We start from the raw sequence: 16,111 nt of genomic DNA on the forward strand, positions 1-16,111 counted from the left end.
CTGCGGCGTCGGCTGCTGGTGGTACGGGCTCGGCTGCTGTTGCGGAACCTGCTGCTGATGCGGCTGTGCATAGGGGGCAGGTTGCTGTTGCTGGTACGGGTTGGGCTGCTGGTGTGGAACCTGCTGCTGGTGCTGCTGGAACGGACCCGGTTGCTGCTGGGGGTGCGGGTAGGGCTGCTGCTGCGGGACCGGCTGCTGGGGGTGCGGTGCCTGCTGTTGGGCGTGTGGGCCGGGCTGTTGGTACGGCTGGCTGTAGGGGCTCGGCTGGTGTTGCGGTGCCTGCTGCTGGTGGTGCTGCTGGTACGGGTTGGGTTGTTGCTGCTGTTGCTGCTGTTGCTGGGTGTATGGGTGGGGCTGCTGGGCCTGCTGCTGCGTCTGGGCGTGGGCCTGCTGTTGTGCCTGGGCGTTCGCCTGGGCTTGCTGCTGCTGGGCCGTGGCGGGGACAAACGGCTGTCGGTTGGCGTCAAGGACGAGATGCCAGACCTCTGCGGCCTTGGTGTTGATGGGTTTTTTGCTGACCGCGCCGCTCTGGCTGTCGACCCAGACAACCTTGCCGTTGTGGTTGACGGCGTTGAAGACGTGGGCGCCGCCGGGCTGGCCGTTGCGCTTTTTCGGCCAGGTGACCAGGACTGCTGCCGATGCGCCGTGGCCGGCCTGGCGAAGCTCGTCGGCTATGCGGGCATAGCCGTCTTTGGAGTTCTTGCCGGAGGAACGGAACCCGGTGCCCGCATACTGCTCGATGTGGGCGGCACCGTCCCGCTCACCGGTCCTGTCGTCGATACCGCCCCTGCCGTCCGGGTCCATGGTGCGGGGCGCGGAGACCTGGGGGTTGCCGTACCAGGAATCCATGAAGGAGCGGGTGCAGTCGGCGCAGTTGTTGGACCGGCCGAGGACGCTGATGCCGCCGTCGTTCTGCAACTGGGCCCAGGGCTGGAACGGGTCGTTGAACGGCCGCGGAGTGCCGTCCGGGTTCCGCGGAAAGCTCGCCTCCAATGCCCGCTGGTCGCCTGGGAACGGCGAATACAGCCCGTGCGGAAAGTGGTTGAGCCCGCTCCGTACGTTGGAGTTACTCCGGACGTGCGGGGGCTGCGGGACCGGAGCCTGGTGGTCGGGATGCTGATTCGGCTGGTGCTGCGCCTGGTGGGGGTTTTGGTACTGGTGGTGCGGAGCCTGCTGCTGGTGGGGAGCCTGCTGCTGTGGGACGGGCTGCTGCTGGTGCTGCGGCTGGTGCGGGGGCTGTTGGTGCTGGGGTGCGTGCTGCTGCGGGTGCTGCTGCTGAGGGGGCGTATGGCTCTGGAGCGTGGGCTGGTGCTGCTGCGGCTGTTGCTGAGCGTACGGCTGCTGGTGGGGCTGCTGGCTCTGTACGTGCGGCTGCTGCTGGGCGTATGGCTGCTGGTGCTGCGCGTAGGGCTGTTGCTGCAGGTGGGGGAAGTTGGGGTTCGGTGCGCCGGGGTTTTGGGCGTCCGGGCGTGACGGAGCCTGGCCGGGGCCGTCGGCCTGAGGGCGGTCCGCACCGGGCGAGTCAGGACGCGTGGTGTCACCGCTCGGGTCGGCAGGGGTCTGCGGGCGGCTGTCGTCCTGGCTGGGCGAGTCCGGGCGATGAGGATCGGAGTTCTCGGGCCGGGAGCCGTCGTCGCGGGCGGGGCCGTCGAGACGGGGGTTGTGCGGGGGGCGGTCAGGGGTGGGCTGCTCGGTGTGATCGCGGACGATCTGCGAGCCGTCGGGGCGGCGGTTGTTGCCGGGGGGTGTGGTGGGGGTGTCGCGACGGGGCCCGTCGAGGCGCGGGTTGTGGGGCGGAGGCTCGGGACGGCGACGCTGGGTGGGGTCGTGGATGGCCTGGGAGCCGTCGGGGCGGCGGTTGGGGTCCGCGGGAGCGTTCCTGTTCCCGGTCTCGTTCCGGTGGCTTCCGCTGTTGCTGTTGCTGCCGTTGTTGCGGGGCGGGGTGGTGGCGGGGCCGCCCTGGGGTGGGATGGCGCCCGTCATCATCGGGCCATTGGCCTGAGGGCCGTTGGCCGGAGGGGTGTTGGGCTGGGCCTGATGGGGGGTGGGGGTGGCGGGCGCGCCCGTGTCGGCGGTGTGCTGGGTGGGCGGGGGCATGGTGGCGGTGCCCGCGGACTGGGTGGTGACGGTGGTGTCGTCCGGGTCGTCCACCGTGGGCATGGGGTCGCCGGGAGCCGGGTCACGCTGCTGGATGGGCTGGCCGGACGACGGGGCGTGCTGTACGGGGGCGCCCTGCGAAGGGGTGCCGGCGTGCGGCATCGAGGCGCGGCCGCCTCCCGCGGAGCTGTCCCCGTTGGAGGTTCCGTTGCTGCCCACGTCGTGAGAGTTGTCGCCGGCGGAGGGCGGGTTGCCGGGTACGGCGTCCGGGCTCGGCGAGGCGGTCGGTGCCTGCTGGGGCGCGTCCGGGTGCGCAGGCCCGTCCTGTTGGGGGGACTGGCCCGGCGTGGGCTGGGTGCTGATCGGGTCCGCGGCGGGGGCGGGGCGTGCCGCGTCCGGGGTGTTCTCGTGGGTCGGCTGCGTACCGACCGAGTCCGCGTCCGGGCGGGCGGCGTCGGGGGTGTGATCCGGGGCGGGCTGGGTGCTGATCGAGTCGGGGTCCGGGCGCGCTGAGTCAGGGGTGTTGTCGGGGGTGGGCTGCGTGCTGGGGGAGTCCGCGTCGGGGCGGGAGGTGTCCGGGGAGGGCCCTGATTCGGGCGTGTGCCCGGAGTCGGGGGTGGGGCCGCTGTCCGGAGCGTGTCCGGAGTCGGGGGTGGGGGACGTCCCGTACGGGCTGTCGTGGCCACCGGAGTAGCCCTCGTCGAAGGGGGAGCGCTGGTCCGGCGGCGGGAGGGGCTGGGACTCCGGGGTGCTGCGCGAGGGAGCCGAGCCCTGGGAGGAACTGTCGGCGGAGGTGCTCGGGTTGGCGCCCGCACCCGAATCCGTACCCGTACCCGAGCCCGTGGGGGAGCTGTTGGCGGAGTCCGTGCCGCCGGCGCCCGCGTTGTCCGAAGCGCGGGGGGTGTGGCTGGTGGCACCGCCGGTGTCCGAACCGCCGCGGTTGCCGCTGCCCGCGCCGTCGCCGCCGGAGTCACCGGAGGCGCGGCCAGAACCGCCCCCGTCGGAGCCGGTACCCGAACCGGCACCCGAGTTGCTTCCGGAGCCGCCCCCGTCGGAGCCGCTGCCGGACCCGCCGCCCTCGGCCCCACTACGGGAGCCGCTACCGGACCCCGACCCGCTGCCGGACCCGCTGGAACCGCCGTCGCTGCCGCCGTCCGTGGAGTCGCTGCCGTCGCTGCCGTGGCCCGCGGCGCTGTCCAGGCCGCCGCGGGCGCGGCGGCCGGCGCGGCTGCCGGCGCCGTCGCGGAGGCTCTCGCCGAGGGTTTCGCCGGTGTTCTTGAGGGCGTCGGTGGCGGCCTTCTGGCCCTCCTTGGCGGTGCGGCCGAGGTCGTAGCCCTTCTGGGCGCCGAAGTTCTGGTTGACGGTCTGGGCGATGAGGTCGGAAGCCATGGCCTGCAGTGCGGAGATCACCGGCTCCTTGGCGGCCTCCATGATGGCTTCAAGGAGCTGATGGGCGACCTTCTTGAGGATCCGGCGGACCGCCTCACGTGTCGCCAGCGTGGCCGCCGCGCCTCCGATTTCGGACAGACCGAGAGTGAACGGGGCCGCGGCCTGCGCCGCGATGATCTCCGTGGCCAGAATCACCAGCTGGACGATCACGGCGACCTTCATGCCGAGGACCAGCATGGCGGCGGCCTCGAAGGTGAAGGCGATGGTCTCGGCCGCCTCGCGGGCATCGCTCAGATACCCCGAATTGCCGCCGAGCTTCTCCCACGCCTTGCTGAAACCCTCGATGGCATCACCAGAGTTCTCTCCGAGCACATTGTTCGCATAGGTGGCGCCGCGGGCCTGGTGCTCCGCGACCTCCGCCGCGAAATCACGCCAGACCTGCGCGCACTCCATCATTTTGTCTTCGTCTGCATGCGGCCAGTTGAAGCCGAGCATGTCCAGGACCCATTCAACGGCATCCGGTGGATTCAAAGACAAGGTGGAACTCCCCCGTAAAAAATGTGCATTCAGGCGCGTACCGGACGTGACCCGGACAGGTCACTACGGCAAAAAGTGTGGAGCGGCAGGCGTCGGTCAGTGCCTCGGAGGCGTGATGGAGGTACGGACATTGCTGTCGACCGTCGGGTCCTGCCAGGCCCTTTTGTTCTCGACGTGCTGCTTCATCAGCGACTCGTTGAAGTCCTCGTTCTCCGCATGGTTCTTGGACATCGACTTCAGTGCCTTGCCGATCTCCTGGAACTTGGCGACGAGATGACCCATCGACTCGTACATGCCGTCCCGCACACCCTCATAGACGACACCGAAGTTCTCGCCGATCTCGTCATCGCCCCACGGCGGGGCGCCGTCCTTGCTGTTGAAGGTCAGCAGACCGCTCAGGAATTGCTCGCCCTGCGACTTCTCCGGCGGCGCCTTCTCCTTGCCGTTGCTCGGCGGACCGGCATTCTGCTTGTGCAGGCCGTCCATCAGCCGCGCGACCGACGACGCGAAGTCATCGCCGAGCTTGATGAGGTTCGTCCCCCCGGTCTTGAGGCTCTCCACGTCCGTCTGGAACCCGCCAGCGCCAGCCACAACATCCCCCGTGCTCGTACTGGTTACTTCATCCGATTCAAGTCAAAGTTTAACGGGCATCGCTAATCGCCTGCCAGCTCCCCCGGCCGGCGGCCCGTCGGGCTCAGGAGCTGTTCGGGCGGTACACCCTGCGATAAAGCTCCGCCGCATCCTCCTCGGGGAAGTTGGGCACGCGTGCCACCTCGCCGTCGATTTTGGAGATGACGATGTTGCTTCCGCCCGGATCCGAGGGACGGCCAGTGGCGTCCTCGTTCGCCGGCCAGCCCGCATGGATGAGGTAGCCGATGTCGAATTCATACACGTACAGGTCGGTCGGTCCACCGGGTGAGCCGACCTCGGGAAAGTGCTTTCGACCGATCTCCAGGGCCTCTGCCTCATTCGTCGGCAGAGGGTGCGGCCCGAGCTGGGGACGGATCACGGGCGGTGTGGGGGGCAGGCCGGGGGCGCTGTCCGGCTGGTTGAATTCGGTCATCGTGCTGACTCCCTGTTGCTGATCCGGTGGACGGTGATCAACCTAACTCACGCCGTGGTAGGCCGATTGGTTGACGTCCGGGCGGCAGCAGCCGGCCGGCGAACCCGTGGCTTCAGCGCTCTCCTGTACAGCTCTCCAGCGTGTCCGGTCGGTAGAACTTGCGGAACAACGCCATGGAGTCGGACGGCGGCCGAAGCGAGGTCATACGGTCTCCAGACACTGTTCATCGAGCGGGAGCATCGGTCATGGTGCCAGCTCCCTGGGGCGGCTGGACAGGTGGAGGGGGCGCAGACCTCACCCGAACAGCACCTGTGACAGCCAGAATTCCAGCAGTTCCTGGTCGCCGGTGATGTCGAAGGTGTCGCGGTCGCCCGGCACGCGGCCGTAGATGAGGAGCAGGAGGTCCGTCAGGGGGGCGCGGACCGAGACGGCGGCCGGCTCCTGGGTGCGGCGCCAGGCGAGGGTGTCGCCGGTGAGGTCGACGAGCCAGTCGGCGGCCGCTTCCGGTGGGGTGTCCGTGGCGTGGAAGTGGAGGGTGCGGCCGGGGCCCAGGAGGGCGCGGCGGTCGGGGTGGTGGTCGAACATCTCGGGCAGGGAGCCCAGTTCCATCCATTCGTCGAGGCAGTCGAGGGCGACCCGCTGGTCGACGGTGAAGTCCACGCCGAGGGTGAGAGCGGCGTCCGCCCGGTGCATCACCGTCTCGTGGGCCATGCGGCGGGCGAAGAAGCGCGGGGAGCCGGAGGGGAGCGGGGTCCAGATCCGGGCGTCGGGGCCGGCGGCGCGGAGGGTGTCCGCGAGGAGCCGGGCGCCCTCGGTGAGCCAGGCGGCGAGGGCGGCAGGGGTCTCGGTGGTCTCGCGGGGGAGGACCCGGAGTGCGGTCTCCGGCGGGGGCTCGGTCGCCCGGGTCCGGACGAGGTCCTCGACCCAGCGGTGGGCCTCGCCCAGATGCCGGAGCAGCTGGGCGAGGTTCCAGTCGGGGCAGGAGGGCACCGAGGCGGTCAGGGACGTGCTCTCGTCGAGGTGGGAGCTCAGCAGCTCGGCCTGCTGGACGATTTCGGCGCAGTGGTCGTCGTAATCCATGGTGGCGTCCATGTCGTCACGGTAAAGCCACCCACTGACAATGAGCCGTCACCCTGCGTGAGTGGGCGCCGCCAGGCGGAAGCGGAGCCGGCAGATCACCGCATCGGTGTCGCGGCGGACCGCGTGGGCGACGACCGCGCCGCGCTGGTTCTGGAGCAGGCGCTGCCAGAGGTGGGCGGGTTCGGCCTCCGGGATCAGCACGGTGATGCGGCTGCCGGGGTGACGGGCCGACAGTTCGCTGACGTAGGCGGCGAGCGGGCGGCCGAGGGAGCGGGTGGCCGAGGGCAGTTCGAGGAGGTCCACGCCGGGGTTCCAGAGTTCCCAGTCGCGGCGGAGGGCCTCGGTGGCCGGGCGGTCCTCGGGGGTGTCGTGGGTGACGGTGACCGCCACCACCTCGTCGCCGAGGGACACCGCCGCGTTCAGCGCCGCGCCGGTGAGCCGGGAGAGGTGCGAGACGGGGACGACGACCAGGGAGCGGGCGCGGCGCGGGGGTTCCGGGAGGCGGCCCAGGCCCAGGCAGGCGCCGATCCGGGCATAGGCGCGGTGCACCGCCTCGAAGGCGAGGACGAGGAGGGGCAGCGCGGCGACGATCAGCCAGGCGCCCTCGGTGAATTTGGTGGCGGTGACGACGACCGCCGAGACGCCGGTGAGCAGGGCACCGATCCCGTTCAGCAGGGCCTTGCCGCGCCACCCGGGGGAGCGTTCACGCCGCCAGTGCCGGACCATGCCGATCTGGCAGAGGGTGAAGCCGACGAAGACACCGATGGCGAAGAGCGGGACGAGGGTGTTCATGTCGCCGCCGGAGAAGACCAGCAGCGCGGCGGCGACGGCGGCCAGCGCCAGCACGCCGTGGCGGTGCACCTGGCGGTCCGCCTTCAGGCCGAAGACGTGCGGGAGGTAGTTGTCCCGCGCCAGCAGGCCCATCAGGACGGGCAGGCCGCCGAAGGAGGTGTTCGCGGCGAGGGCCAGCAGCACCATGGTGGCGAACTGGACGACGTAGAACGCCGCGTTGTGGCCGAGCGAGGCGTCCGCGAGCTGGGCGAGGACGGTGACGCCCTCCACCGGCTGGAGGTGGAAACGGCCGATGAGGACGGACAGCCCGATCAGCATCACCCCGAGCAGGGCGCCGAGCGCGACCTCGGTGCGCTGGGCGCGCCGGACCGCCGGGGCCCGGAAGGAGGGCACCGCGTTGGCGACCGCCTCGACCCCGGTCAGCGCCGAGCAGCCGGACGCGAACGCCTTAAGCAGCAGCAGGGCGCCGACCGTGGTGGCGTGGTCGGCGACGACGGAGGCGTGTCCGTCGGCGGCCACGCTGGCGGCGGGAGCGGTACGGAACAGCCCGACGGCGATCATCGTCAGGACGGCGCCGACGAAGACGGCGGTGGGGACGAGGAAGGCCCTGGCCGAGTCGGCGATGCCGCGCAGGTTGAGGGCGGTGATGAGGGCGAGGACTGCCAGGCAGATACCCACCCGGTCATCGTGGAGGGCGGGGAAGGCCGAGGTCAGGGCCGCGACACCGGCCGTCACCGAGACCGCGACGTTCAGCACGTAGTCGAGGACGAGGGAGGCGGCGGCGAACAGGGCGGTGCGGCGGCCGAGGTGTGTCTTGGCCACCGCGTACGAGCCGCCGCCATTGGGGAAGGCCGCGATCACCTGACGGTAGGAGGCGACCAGGACGGCGAGCAGGGCGGCGATGGCGAGGGTGACGGGGAGCGTGAAACCGAGGCCGTGGCCGCCCGCCGCGGCCAGGACCAGCACGATCGCCTCGGGGCCGTAGGCCACGGACGCCATGGCGTCGAGGGAGAGGGCGGCCAGACCCTGGAGGGCGGTGAGCCGGTGCCGGGCGTCGGGCTCGGGAACGGCGGCGCCGCGGGGGGCGTTGGAGCTATCGATGCCGGCCCCGGAGTGCCGGCCGTCGCCCGTGCCGTCCGGCCCGTTGACGGTGGCTGCCGCGGTGGCTGCCGCGGTGGCGGTATCCGGTGGTTCCTCCGGTCGGCCATCGGCTGGGGTCACCTGCGGCATTGTTCGTCGTACCTCCGTGCGCACCGTGCGGGACCAGGCCAGCGTGCGGGGCTCGACGGCCGGCGCCCGCGGCCTTGGCGGCTCCTTGGCGGACGACGGGCCGTTCTTCACGGAATTTTGACGGGGGTGGGTAGGGTCAGGCTGTCGGAACGAGTGCCCGCAGGTCCTTGTAACGGACCAGGCGGACCCCGCAGAAGTCCTCGGGGTCGTCCTCCCATTCGAAGCAGGCGGCGATGATCCAGACCACGAGGAAGAGGTAGCCGCCCAGCCGGCGGCGGAACAGCCGGGGCAGCCGCGGACGGCTGGCGTCCGTTTCGCGGATGACGCGGGTACGGACGGCGAACTTGCCCAGGTTGGCGCCCGCGAGAGGGTTGCTGCGGAGGGAAAGATCGTTCGTACACGGATCCGGATCTTTCCATGCCGTGCGGGTCAGAACGCCGCAGCGGGCCGGGAGAAGTCGTAGCGGACACCGGTGAGTTGTTCCGAGGCCGCCCAGAGGCGCTCGCCGTTCGCGTCCTTCTTGGTCCAGGGGGCGCGGAAGCACTGGGCGGGCGCGCCGCGCAGTCCGCTGCGCGGGCCGATGAAGGAGTCCGGCCGCATGTGCGGGGCGGTGGCCGCGCAGAGGGTGCCCAGGGCGCCGCCGTCGGGGGACTGGGCGAGCACCTGGTTGGCCCGCTCGACCATGCGCTCGGTGGAGGTGCGGCCCTCCATCCGGACGCCCGCGGTCGCGAGATTTGTGTGGGCGTATCCGGGGTGCGCGGCGGCCGCGACGACCTGCGAGCCGGCCGCGGCCAGCCGCCGGGTCAGCTCGTGGACGAACAGGAGGTTGGCGCTCTTCGAGCGGGCGTAGGCGATCCAGCGGCGGTAGGAGTGCTCGCTGTTGAGGTCGCTGTAGTCGAGGTCGGCGAGGGCGTGCAGCATGCTGGAGACCGTGACGACCCGGGCGCCGGGGGTGGCGAGGAGCTTGGGCAGCAGCAGCCCGGTCAGCGCGAAGTGGCCGAGGTGGTTGGTGCCGAACTGCATCTCGAAGCCGTCGGCGGTGGTGCGGTGCGGCAGGGCCATCACGCCCGCGTTGTTGATGAGCAGGTCGAGGCGGTCGCCGTCGAAGTCGTCGAGGGCGGCGGCGAAGTCCCGTACGGAGGACAGATCGGCCAGGTCCAGTGCCCGGAACTCGGCCTCGGCGGTGGGGACTTCGGAGCGCAGCCGGTCCAGTGCGGCGATTCCGCGCGTCTCGTTGCGGCAGGCCAGCAGTACGCGGGCGCCCTGGCGGGCCAGTTCGCGGGCGGTGACATAGCCGATACCGCTGTTCGCGCCCGTGACCACCACCGAGCGGCCGGTCTGGTCGGGGATGTGGCTGGTGTTCCACCTGGTCACGCCTGCACTCCTCCGTAGGGGGCAACCAGGTTACGCCGCACGGTTGGGGCGGATGGGGTCGGAGGGGCGGAGGTGACGGGTGCGGCGCGCCCGGACACCGTCCGCTGCCGCCCCGGTCACTCCCCTTCGGCGAGGCGCTTGATCGCCGAGAGCCGGGTGTCCCATGCGGCGGCCACCCGGTCCATCCACCGGGCGGTGACCCCCAGCCGCTCCGGGACGACCCGGTAGCGGGCCTCCCTGCCCTCCCGGTGGCCGGCGACCAGACCGGCCCGGTCCAGGACCCCCAGATGTTTGACGATGGCCTGGCGGCTGACCGGCAGTTCCGCCGCCAGGACCGTGGCGGTCGCCTCGCCGTGCGCGGCGAGGGCGTCGAGTATCCGGCGGCGGGTCGGATCCGCCAGCGCGGCGAACACCTCGGCCACGGCGTCCCCGCCCGCACCGCTGTCCGCGCCCGCGCCGCCGTCGGCCCCCGTGTCCCTCGTCATGCCGCGAGCTGCTCCGTGTACCGCCGGATGTTCTCCACCTGGCCGGACCAGCCCTCGGAGTGGCTCTCGTACCCGGCGGTCGGCTGCCGGTCCGCGGGGATGCTGAGCGCGGCGAAGCCGGTCTCCACGACGCGCAGCCGGGTGCCGTCGCCCTCCGGGGTGAGGGTGAACTCGACGAGGGTGGAGTTGCCCTCGGTCGCCACTTCGCCCGGGAAGGCGCTGGCCCAGCGGTACGCGAAGTAGCGCGGCGGGTCCACCGTCACGATGGTGGTCGGGAACTGCCCGTACTCGCCGTGGTCGAGCTCCATGATGCCGCCCGGCCGCAGATCGACCGGCGTCGGTTTGCCCTGCCCGAACCACGAGCCGACGTGCTCCGGTTCGGTGAGCACGGCCCACACCCGCTCCATGGGCGCGGCGATGCTGATCTCCCGCTCGATGCGGTCCCTGCTGCCGCCCGCGCCGCTGTCGGCGTTCTGGTGGCTGTCGGTGCTCATGGCGTGCGCCTCCTGCCGTTCTCGGATCGGCTGATGCCTTACGTGCTACCCAATGGTTGCACGTGGCGACAGGAGGCGCAACCAATGGGTTGCGCATGGCAGCCCGGCGGGGCGCCGGTCTCAGCGGGGGCGCTCCCCGCTGCCCGTCCGTACGCGGTACGCCGGGACGGAGACCGACGGATCGTCCAGGCAGCTGCCCGACGCCAGGTCGAAACGCTGCTTGAGCAGGGGCGACGCCACGAACGGGCGGCCGTCGGCGGAGCCGGTCAGGCCGCGGGAGAGCACCTGGGCGCCGGTGAACGGGTCACGGTTGGCGATCGCATAGGGCCGCCCGGCGCGGTCGATGAAGAGCGCGGCCTGGGTGCCGTCCGGGAGGAGCGCGGCGACCCCGCGCCCCGGGATGAGGTCGTCCAGGGTGCAGACCGGGACCCAGCCCTGGGGACAGCGGATCTCGACCGTGGCGGCCGCGAGGTCTTCCTCGGTGCGGGCGAGCGCGGCGGTGGCGGTGGTCATCAGACGGAGGTCCCTTCCAGGGTGCGAACGGGCAGGGTCGGGCCGGCCAGCAGCGTCAGGTCCGGCTTGACCTGGTCGCGCTCCGGCACGAAGCGGACGGACGGATCGGGCGCGTCGGGCGCGTTGACGAAGGAGACGAAGCGAGCCAGCCGCTCGGGGTCGGCGAGGGTCTCGGCCCATTCGTCGCGGTAGTGCGTGACATGGGCGGCCATCAGGGCCTCCAGTTCGTCGCACAGCCCCAGGGAGTCATGGACGACGACGTCCCGGACGTGGTCGAGGCCGCCCTCGATCCGCTCCAGCCAGGCGGAGGTGCGCTCCAGCCGGTCAGCGGTGCGGATGTAGAACATCAGGAACCGGTCGATCAGCCGGATCAGTTCGGCGTCGCTCAGGTCCTGGGCGAGCAGATCGGCGTGCCGCGGATCGGCGCCGCCGTTGCCGCCGACGTAGAGGTTCCAGCCGTTGGAGGTGGCGATGACGCCGAAGTCCTTGCCGCGGGCCTCCGCGCACTCCCGCGCGCAGCCGGAGACCGCGGACTTGAGCTTGTGCGGGGAGCGCAGCCCCCGATAGCGCAGCTCCAGTTCGATCGCCATACGGACCGAGTCCTGCACGCCGTAGCGGCACCAGGTCTGCCCCACACACGACTTCACGGTGCGCAGCGCCTTGCCGTACGCATGCCCCGACTCGAAGCCCGCGTCCACCAACCGGGCCCACACCTGGGGGAGCTGGTCGACCCGGGCGCCGAACAGGTCGATCCGCTGGCCGCCCGTGATCTTGGTGTAGAGGCCGAAGTCGCGGGCCACCTCGCCGATCACGATCAGCTTGTCCGGGGTGATCTCCCCGCCGGGGATGCGCGGCACGATCGAGTACGAGCCGTTGCGCTGGAGGTTGGCGAGGAAGTGGTCGTTGGTGTCCTGGAGGGCGGCCTGCTCCCCGTCGAGGACATAGCCGTCCGCGCCGACACTGGGGGCGAGCGAGGCGATGATCGAGCCGACGGTGGGCTTGCAGATCTCACAGCCGTCGCCGTTCCGCGCCTCCGGGCGGCCGTGCGAGTCCAGCAGCTCGGCGAAGGTCGTCAGCCGCAGGGTGCGGACGATCTCGTAGAGCTCGGCGCGGGTGTGCGGGAAGCAGCCGCACAGCCCGGTGTCGATGGTGGCGCCGGACGCGGCCAGCTCGTCGTTCATCACGGCGGTCAGCGACTTGACGCAACTGCCGCAGCCGGTACCGGCCTTGGTGCACTTCTTGACCTCGGGGAGGGTGCCGCAGGAGTGCTCGGTGACCGCCGCCCGGACCGTCCCCTTGGTCACGTTGTGGCAGTTGCACAGCACCGCGCTGTCCGGCAGCGCGGACGGGCCGAGCGCGGCGGCCCCGCCCCCGGCCGCCCCGGCGGGCAGCACCAGCTGCTCGGGCGACACCGGCGGCACGCTGCCGGTCAGCGGGCGCAGCATGCCGTACGACTCGGCGTCGCCGACCAGCACCCCGCCCAGCAGCTCGCCCTCGGCGCCGATCACCAGCTTCTTGTAGACCCCGCTGCGGGCGTCGGAGTAGACCACGTCCAGACAGCCGTCGGCGGTGCCGTGCGCGTCGCCGAAGGAGGCGACGTCCACCCCGAGCAGCTTGAGCTTGGTGGACAGGTCCGCGCCGGTGAAGCCCTCGGGCGTTCCGGGGCCGGCGCCGAGCGCGTCGGCGATGGTGCCGGCGGCCGCGCGGGCCATGTCGTAGCCGGGCGCGACCAGACCGTAGACGCGGCCGTCGGCGGCCAGCGCGCACTCGCCGATCGCGTACACGGCGGGGTCGGTGGTGCGGCACCGCTCGTCGACGACGATGCCGCCGCGGTCGCCGACCGGCAGCCCGCAGTCCCGGGCGAGCTGGTCGCGGGGCCGGACACCGGCCGAGAAGACGACCAGATCGGTCTCGATACGGGAGTCGTCGGACAGGCCCATGGCGGTCACCGCACCGGCCCCGTCCGCGACGATCTCCTTGCCGCCGACGCCGGTGTGCACCTCCAGGCCCATCTCCTCGACGGTACGGCGCAGCGCGCGGCCGCCGCCCTCGTCGACCTGGAGCGCCATCAGCCGCGGCGCGAACTCCACGATGTGGGTGCGCAGCCCCAGCCCCTTCAGCGCCCCGGCCGCCTCCAGGCCGAGCAGCCCGCCGCCGACCACTACACCCGTGCGGGCGTTCTTGGCGTACTCCTCGATGGCGAGCAGGTCCTCGATGGTGCGGTAGACGAAACAGCCGGCACTGTCCTTGCCGGGCACCGGCGGCACGAACGGGTACGAGCCGGTGGCCAGCACCAGGGTGTCGTAGTGGACGGTCAGACCGGAGCGTGCGGTGACCGTACGGGCCGTGCGGTCGACGGCCGTGGCCGGGTCGCCGAGGTGCAGTTCGATGCCGTGGCGGGCCATGAAGTCCGGATCGGCCAGGCTGAGGTCGTCCGGGCTGCGGCCGGCGAAGTACGACGTCAGCTGGACGCGGTCGTAGGCCGGGCGGGGCTCCTCGCACAGCACGACCACCCGGGTCCGCTCGGTGACGCCGCGGTCGGCCAGCTCCTCCAGGAAGCGCTGGCCGACCATGCCGTGGCCGATGAGGACAAGGGTGGGGGTGGTGCCAGGCGCGGCGGCTGGCGTGGCTTCCGGGTGCGGCGGCATCGAGGTCATGTTCCTCAGCCTGCGGTCCGGCTGTTACCCGCCCGCATCTGCTCTGTTTCCCGGGCGGAACGCTGCCCTCAGTGGCGGGCGGGCCGCCGTGTGAGGCGGGCCCGCCGCGTCAGGGCCCGCCCTGGGGCGGGTCCGCCCCTGACTGACCGGGCGGTCAGCCCTTCGGCTGCGCCGGGCACAGCCGCCGCGGCTTGTCGTCGGTGCGCAGCTTGGCGTCCACACAGCCGCCCGGCAGACCCTCGTGCGCCCGGCTGCCGAAGTTGGCGGTGACGGTCAGCGCACCGTCACCGAAGACCGTGCGCTGCACGCTGCGGTCCCTGGTCAGCCACCGGAACGAGGTCAGCTGCTCGGCGCCGGCCGCCCGGTGCAGCGGCGAGAAGTACTTCTGGAGCGCCGCCATCTCGGGGCCCTTCTTCTCCAGCGTCGGGCCGTCGAGGACGTAGTTGAGCGGGGTGTTGTAGAGCATCGCCAGCAGCGCCCGGGTGGTCTTCTGCTCGGGCAGCTTCTCGTACGACAGCTCCCAGCGCTCGGCGTTGACCAGCGAACCGTGCAGCGCGGTCTCGTAGAGCGGTGCGCGGTACGTGGGGTCGTACATGGCGGTGGCCATCTGGCGGGGCAGCCGCACCGGCTTGAAGAAGGTGGCGGGGGCCTTCTCCGGGTAGTAGCCGCCCCATGTCTTCCGGTCCTTCTCCAGCTTCCACAGGCCGTCGTCGACCGGGGTGAGCGCGCCGTGGTTGTAGGCCACCACCTTGTTGGCCCACGCCTGGGCGCTCTCCGAGCCGAGAACGAGGTTCTTCGACAGGCGCTGCATCCGCGCCAGGCGGTTCACGCGGTCCTCGGCCTTGGTCATCTCATGGCCCTTGGTGTGGTCGCGGAACACCTCTCCCGTCGCATCCACATCGAGGAAGTAGCTGTCCGCGCCGTTGGCGACCATCGTGCGGGTGCGGTCGGCGAGGTAGTGCTTGGCCGGCTCGGCCTGCTCGAAGGCGCGTGAGCTGAGGTAGCAGCCGCGGCCGTGGAAGCCCGTCTGCGGGGTGCCGTCCGCCTTCCGTATACAGAAGTCGGGGTAGACCCGGCCCGGCCACACGGAGGTGGAGGTGTCGGCGCTCTTGGGGTCCTGGCCGTTGTCGAAGGTGTCGTACGGGCCGACGAGATAGCCCGCCTTCTTGGCGGCCCGCACCGCCTGCGCCTTCATCGGGTCGGCGTCGGCGTCGTAACCGAGCCACATCCGGTCCACGCCCAGCTTCTTCAGCTTGTCCACCCCGGCGGCGGTCCGGGCGTCGCCCCACACATAGGCGTGGAACGCGCCGAGCAGTTTGCCGTTGGCCGGGTTCTGCCGGATCTTCCGGTTCAGGCTGCCGAGCTGTCCGCGCTGGTTGAGGTAGGAGCGGTAGTCGGCGGCGGAAGCGACCGGGCTGCCGTCGGTGAGGGCGAAGGAGATCTCGTAGTCGCGGGTGCCCTCGCCGGCGTCGAAGGCGTGCTCGGCCGTGGTGCGCAGCCGTCCGCCGGTGGAGGCGAACTTCAGCGAGGTGCCGAGGTCGGTGGGGGTGAGGTAGCTGACACCGCTGCCGCCCTTGCCGCCCGCCCCGCCCATGGAGTAGCCCCACAGGGGCAAGGACAGGGCCTCGCCCATGTCGACGCTGCTGCCGGCCAGCCCGCCCCTCTCGGGGCCGGCGTTCCAGAAGGCGTCCTTCACCGGGATGTCCAGCCCCTCGCCGCGCGGAATCTGCACGGCGGAGGCGGCCCGGTCGGTCCCGGTCACCGGCCAGCTGACCGACCCGTCGCGGTCCGCGCGCAGCTTGATCCGCAGCCGCCCGCGCTCCGAACTCGCCGTGACCGTCAGCCCCTTGGCGGGGTAGCTCCAGCGTGCCCCGTCGGCCGTCCGCGTCACCGGCCCCGGCTTCCCGAGCCCGCCGCCGGCCGGAGCGGACAGCACCAGCTGCCGCCCGTCGTCGGTGCGCGCGTTCACCGCCAGCGAGGCGGTGTCGACGACGGCCGTGCCACCGCGGACGGGAAGTTCGAGCCGGCTGCCCTCCAGCGTGCCGGCGGCGGCACTGTCACATCCGGCCACGCCGAAGGTGGTCGCGGTGAGGGCGAGAGAGGCGGCGAGGACGCGGGTGGCGGTCCGGCTACGGCCGGTTTTTTCAGGGGACTTGGAAGCGTCGGAGATCATGGGGACCTGGATAGTCCCCGGTTTTAAGAGGGTTCTAAGAGCGCGTGGTTCTGCTGGAGTACGTCCACATGACGGATCCCCGTGGCCGGCCCCCTGCCAGGGAACGGACCGCGCTGAACACGACTCCGGACGGGCCCTAGGGGGTGTCCGCAAAGTCATGGGAGCCAGAGTTGTAGGCAGGCGAGGGTGACCATGGCCTGGTAGTGGGTGGCTCGTTTGTCGTAGCG

At 71.6% G+C, this 16,111-nt stretch carries 11 protein-coding genes; all 11 read right to left on the bottom strand.

Going from position 1 to position 16,111, the window contains the following annotated elements; translation table 11 throughout:
* On the bottom strand, window positions 1–4,023 hold a 4,023-nt coding region (locus tag ACFWJW_RS15385; protein WP_387240247.1), incomplete at its 3' end, for a toxin glutamine deamidase domain-containing protein.
* A 96-nt stretch (window positions 4,024–4,119) separates the two neighbouring features.
* Window positions 4,120–4,614, bottom strand: a complete 495-nt coding sequence (locus ACFWJW_RS15390) for a hypothetical protein (protein WP_387240250.1) — start codon at window positions 4,612–4,614, stop codon at window positions 4,120–4,122.
* A 103-nt stretch (window positions 4,615–4,717) separates the two neighbouring features.
* Window positions 4,718–5,086 (bottom strand): hypothetical protein, encoded by a 369-nt coding sequence (locus ACFWJW_RS15395; protein WP_387240253.1) that lies wholly within the window; start codon window positions 5,084–5,086, stop codon window positions 4,718–4,720.
* A 294-nt stretch (window positions 5,087–5,380) separates the two neighbouring features.
* On the bottom strand, window positions 5,381–6,178 hold the full coding sequence (locus ACFWJW_RS15400; protein WP_387240256.1) for a maleylpyruvate isomerase family mycothiol-dependent enzyme: 798 nt from the start codon (window positions 6,176–6,178) through the stop codon (window positions 5,381–5,383).
* Between the two features lie 36 nt (window positions 6,179–6,214).
* Entirely contained in the window at window positions 6,215–8,059 is a 1,845-nt protein-coding gene (locus ACFWJW_RS15405) for an APC family permease (protein ID WP_387240293.1), read from the bottom strand.
* A gap of 558 nt (window positions 8,060–8,617) precedes the next feature.
* Window positions 8,618–9,562, bottom strand: a complete 945-nt coding sequence (locus tag ACFWJW_RS15410; protein ID WP_387240259.1) for an oxidoreductase — start codon at window positions 9,560–9,562, stop codon at window positions 8,618–8,620.
* 116 nt (window positions 9,563–9,678) lie between these two features.
* Window positions 9,679–9,984 carry a metalloregulator ArsR/SmtB family transcription factor gene (locus tag ACFWJW_RS15415; RefSeq protein WP_362606540.1) on the bottom strand — a complete coding sequence of 102 codons (306 nt, stop codon included), beginning with the start codon at window positions 9,982–9,984 and terminating at the stop codon, window positions 9,679–9,681.
* A gap of 59 nt (window positions 9,985–10,043) precedes the next feature.
* Window positions 10,044–10,541 carry an SRPBCC family protein gene (locus tag ACFWJW_RS15420; protein WP_387240262.1) on the bottom strand — a complete coding sequence of 166 codons (498 nt, stop codon included), beginning with the start codon at window positions 10,539–10,541 and terminating at the stop codon, window positions 10,044–10,046.
* A gap of 120 nt (window positions 10,542–10,661) precedes the next feature.
* Window positions 10,662–11,054, bottom strand: a complete 393-nt coding sequence (gene nirD / locus ACFWJW_RS15425) for a nitrite reductase small subunit NirD (protein ID WP_387240265.1) — start codon at window positions 11,052–11,054, stop codon at window positions 10,662–10,664.
* Window positions 11,054–13,711 carry a nitrite reductase large subunit NirB gene (nirB, locus tag ACFWJW_RS15430; protein ID WP_387240268.1) on the bottom strand — a complete coding sequence of 886 codons (2,658 nt, stop codon included), beginning with the start codon at window positions 13,709–13,711 and terminating at the stop codon, window positions 11,054–11,056. Before nirB ends, nirD begins: the two co-directional genes overlap by 1 nt.
* Window positions 13,712–13,865: 154 nt before the next feature.
* A complete protein-coding gene (locus ACFWJW_RS15435; protein ID WP_387240271.1) occupies window positions 13,866–15,884 on the bottom strand; it encodes a glycoside hydrolase in 2,019 nt (672 codons plus the stop codon).
* Window positions 15,885–16,111 lie beyond the last annotated feature (227 nt).

The organism is Streptomyces sp. NPDC127097 (genome assembly GCF_042724075.1).
Lineage (GTDB): Bacteria > Actinomycetota > Actinomycetes > Streptomycetales > Streptomycetaceae > Streptomyces.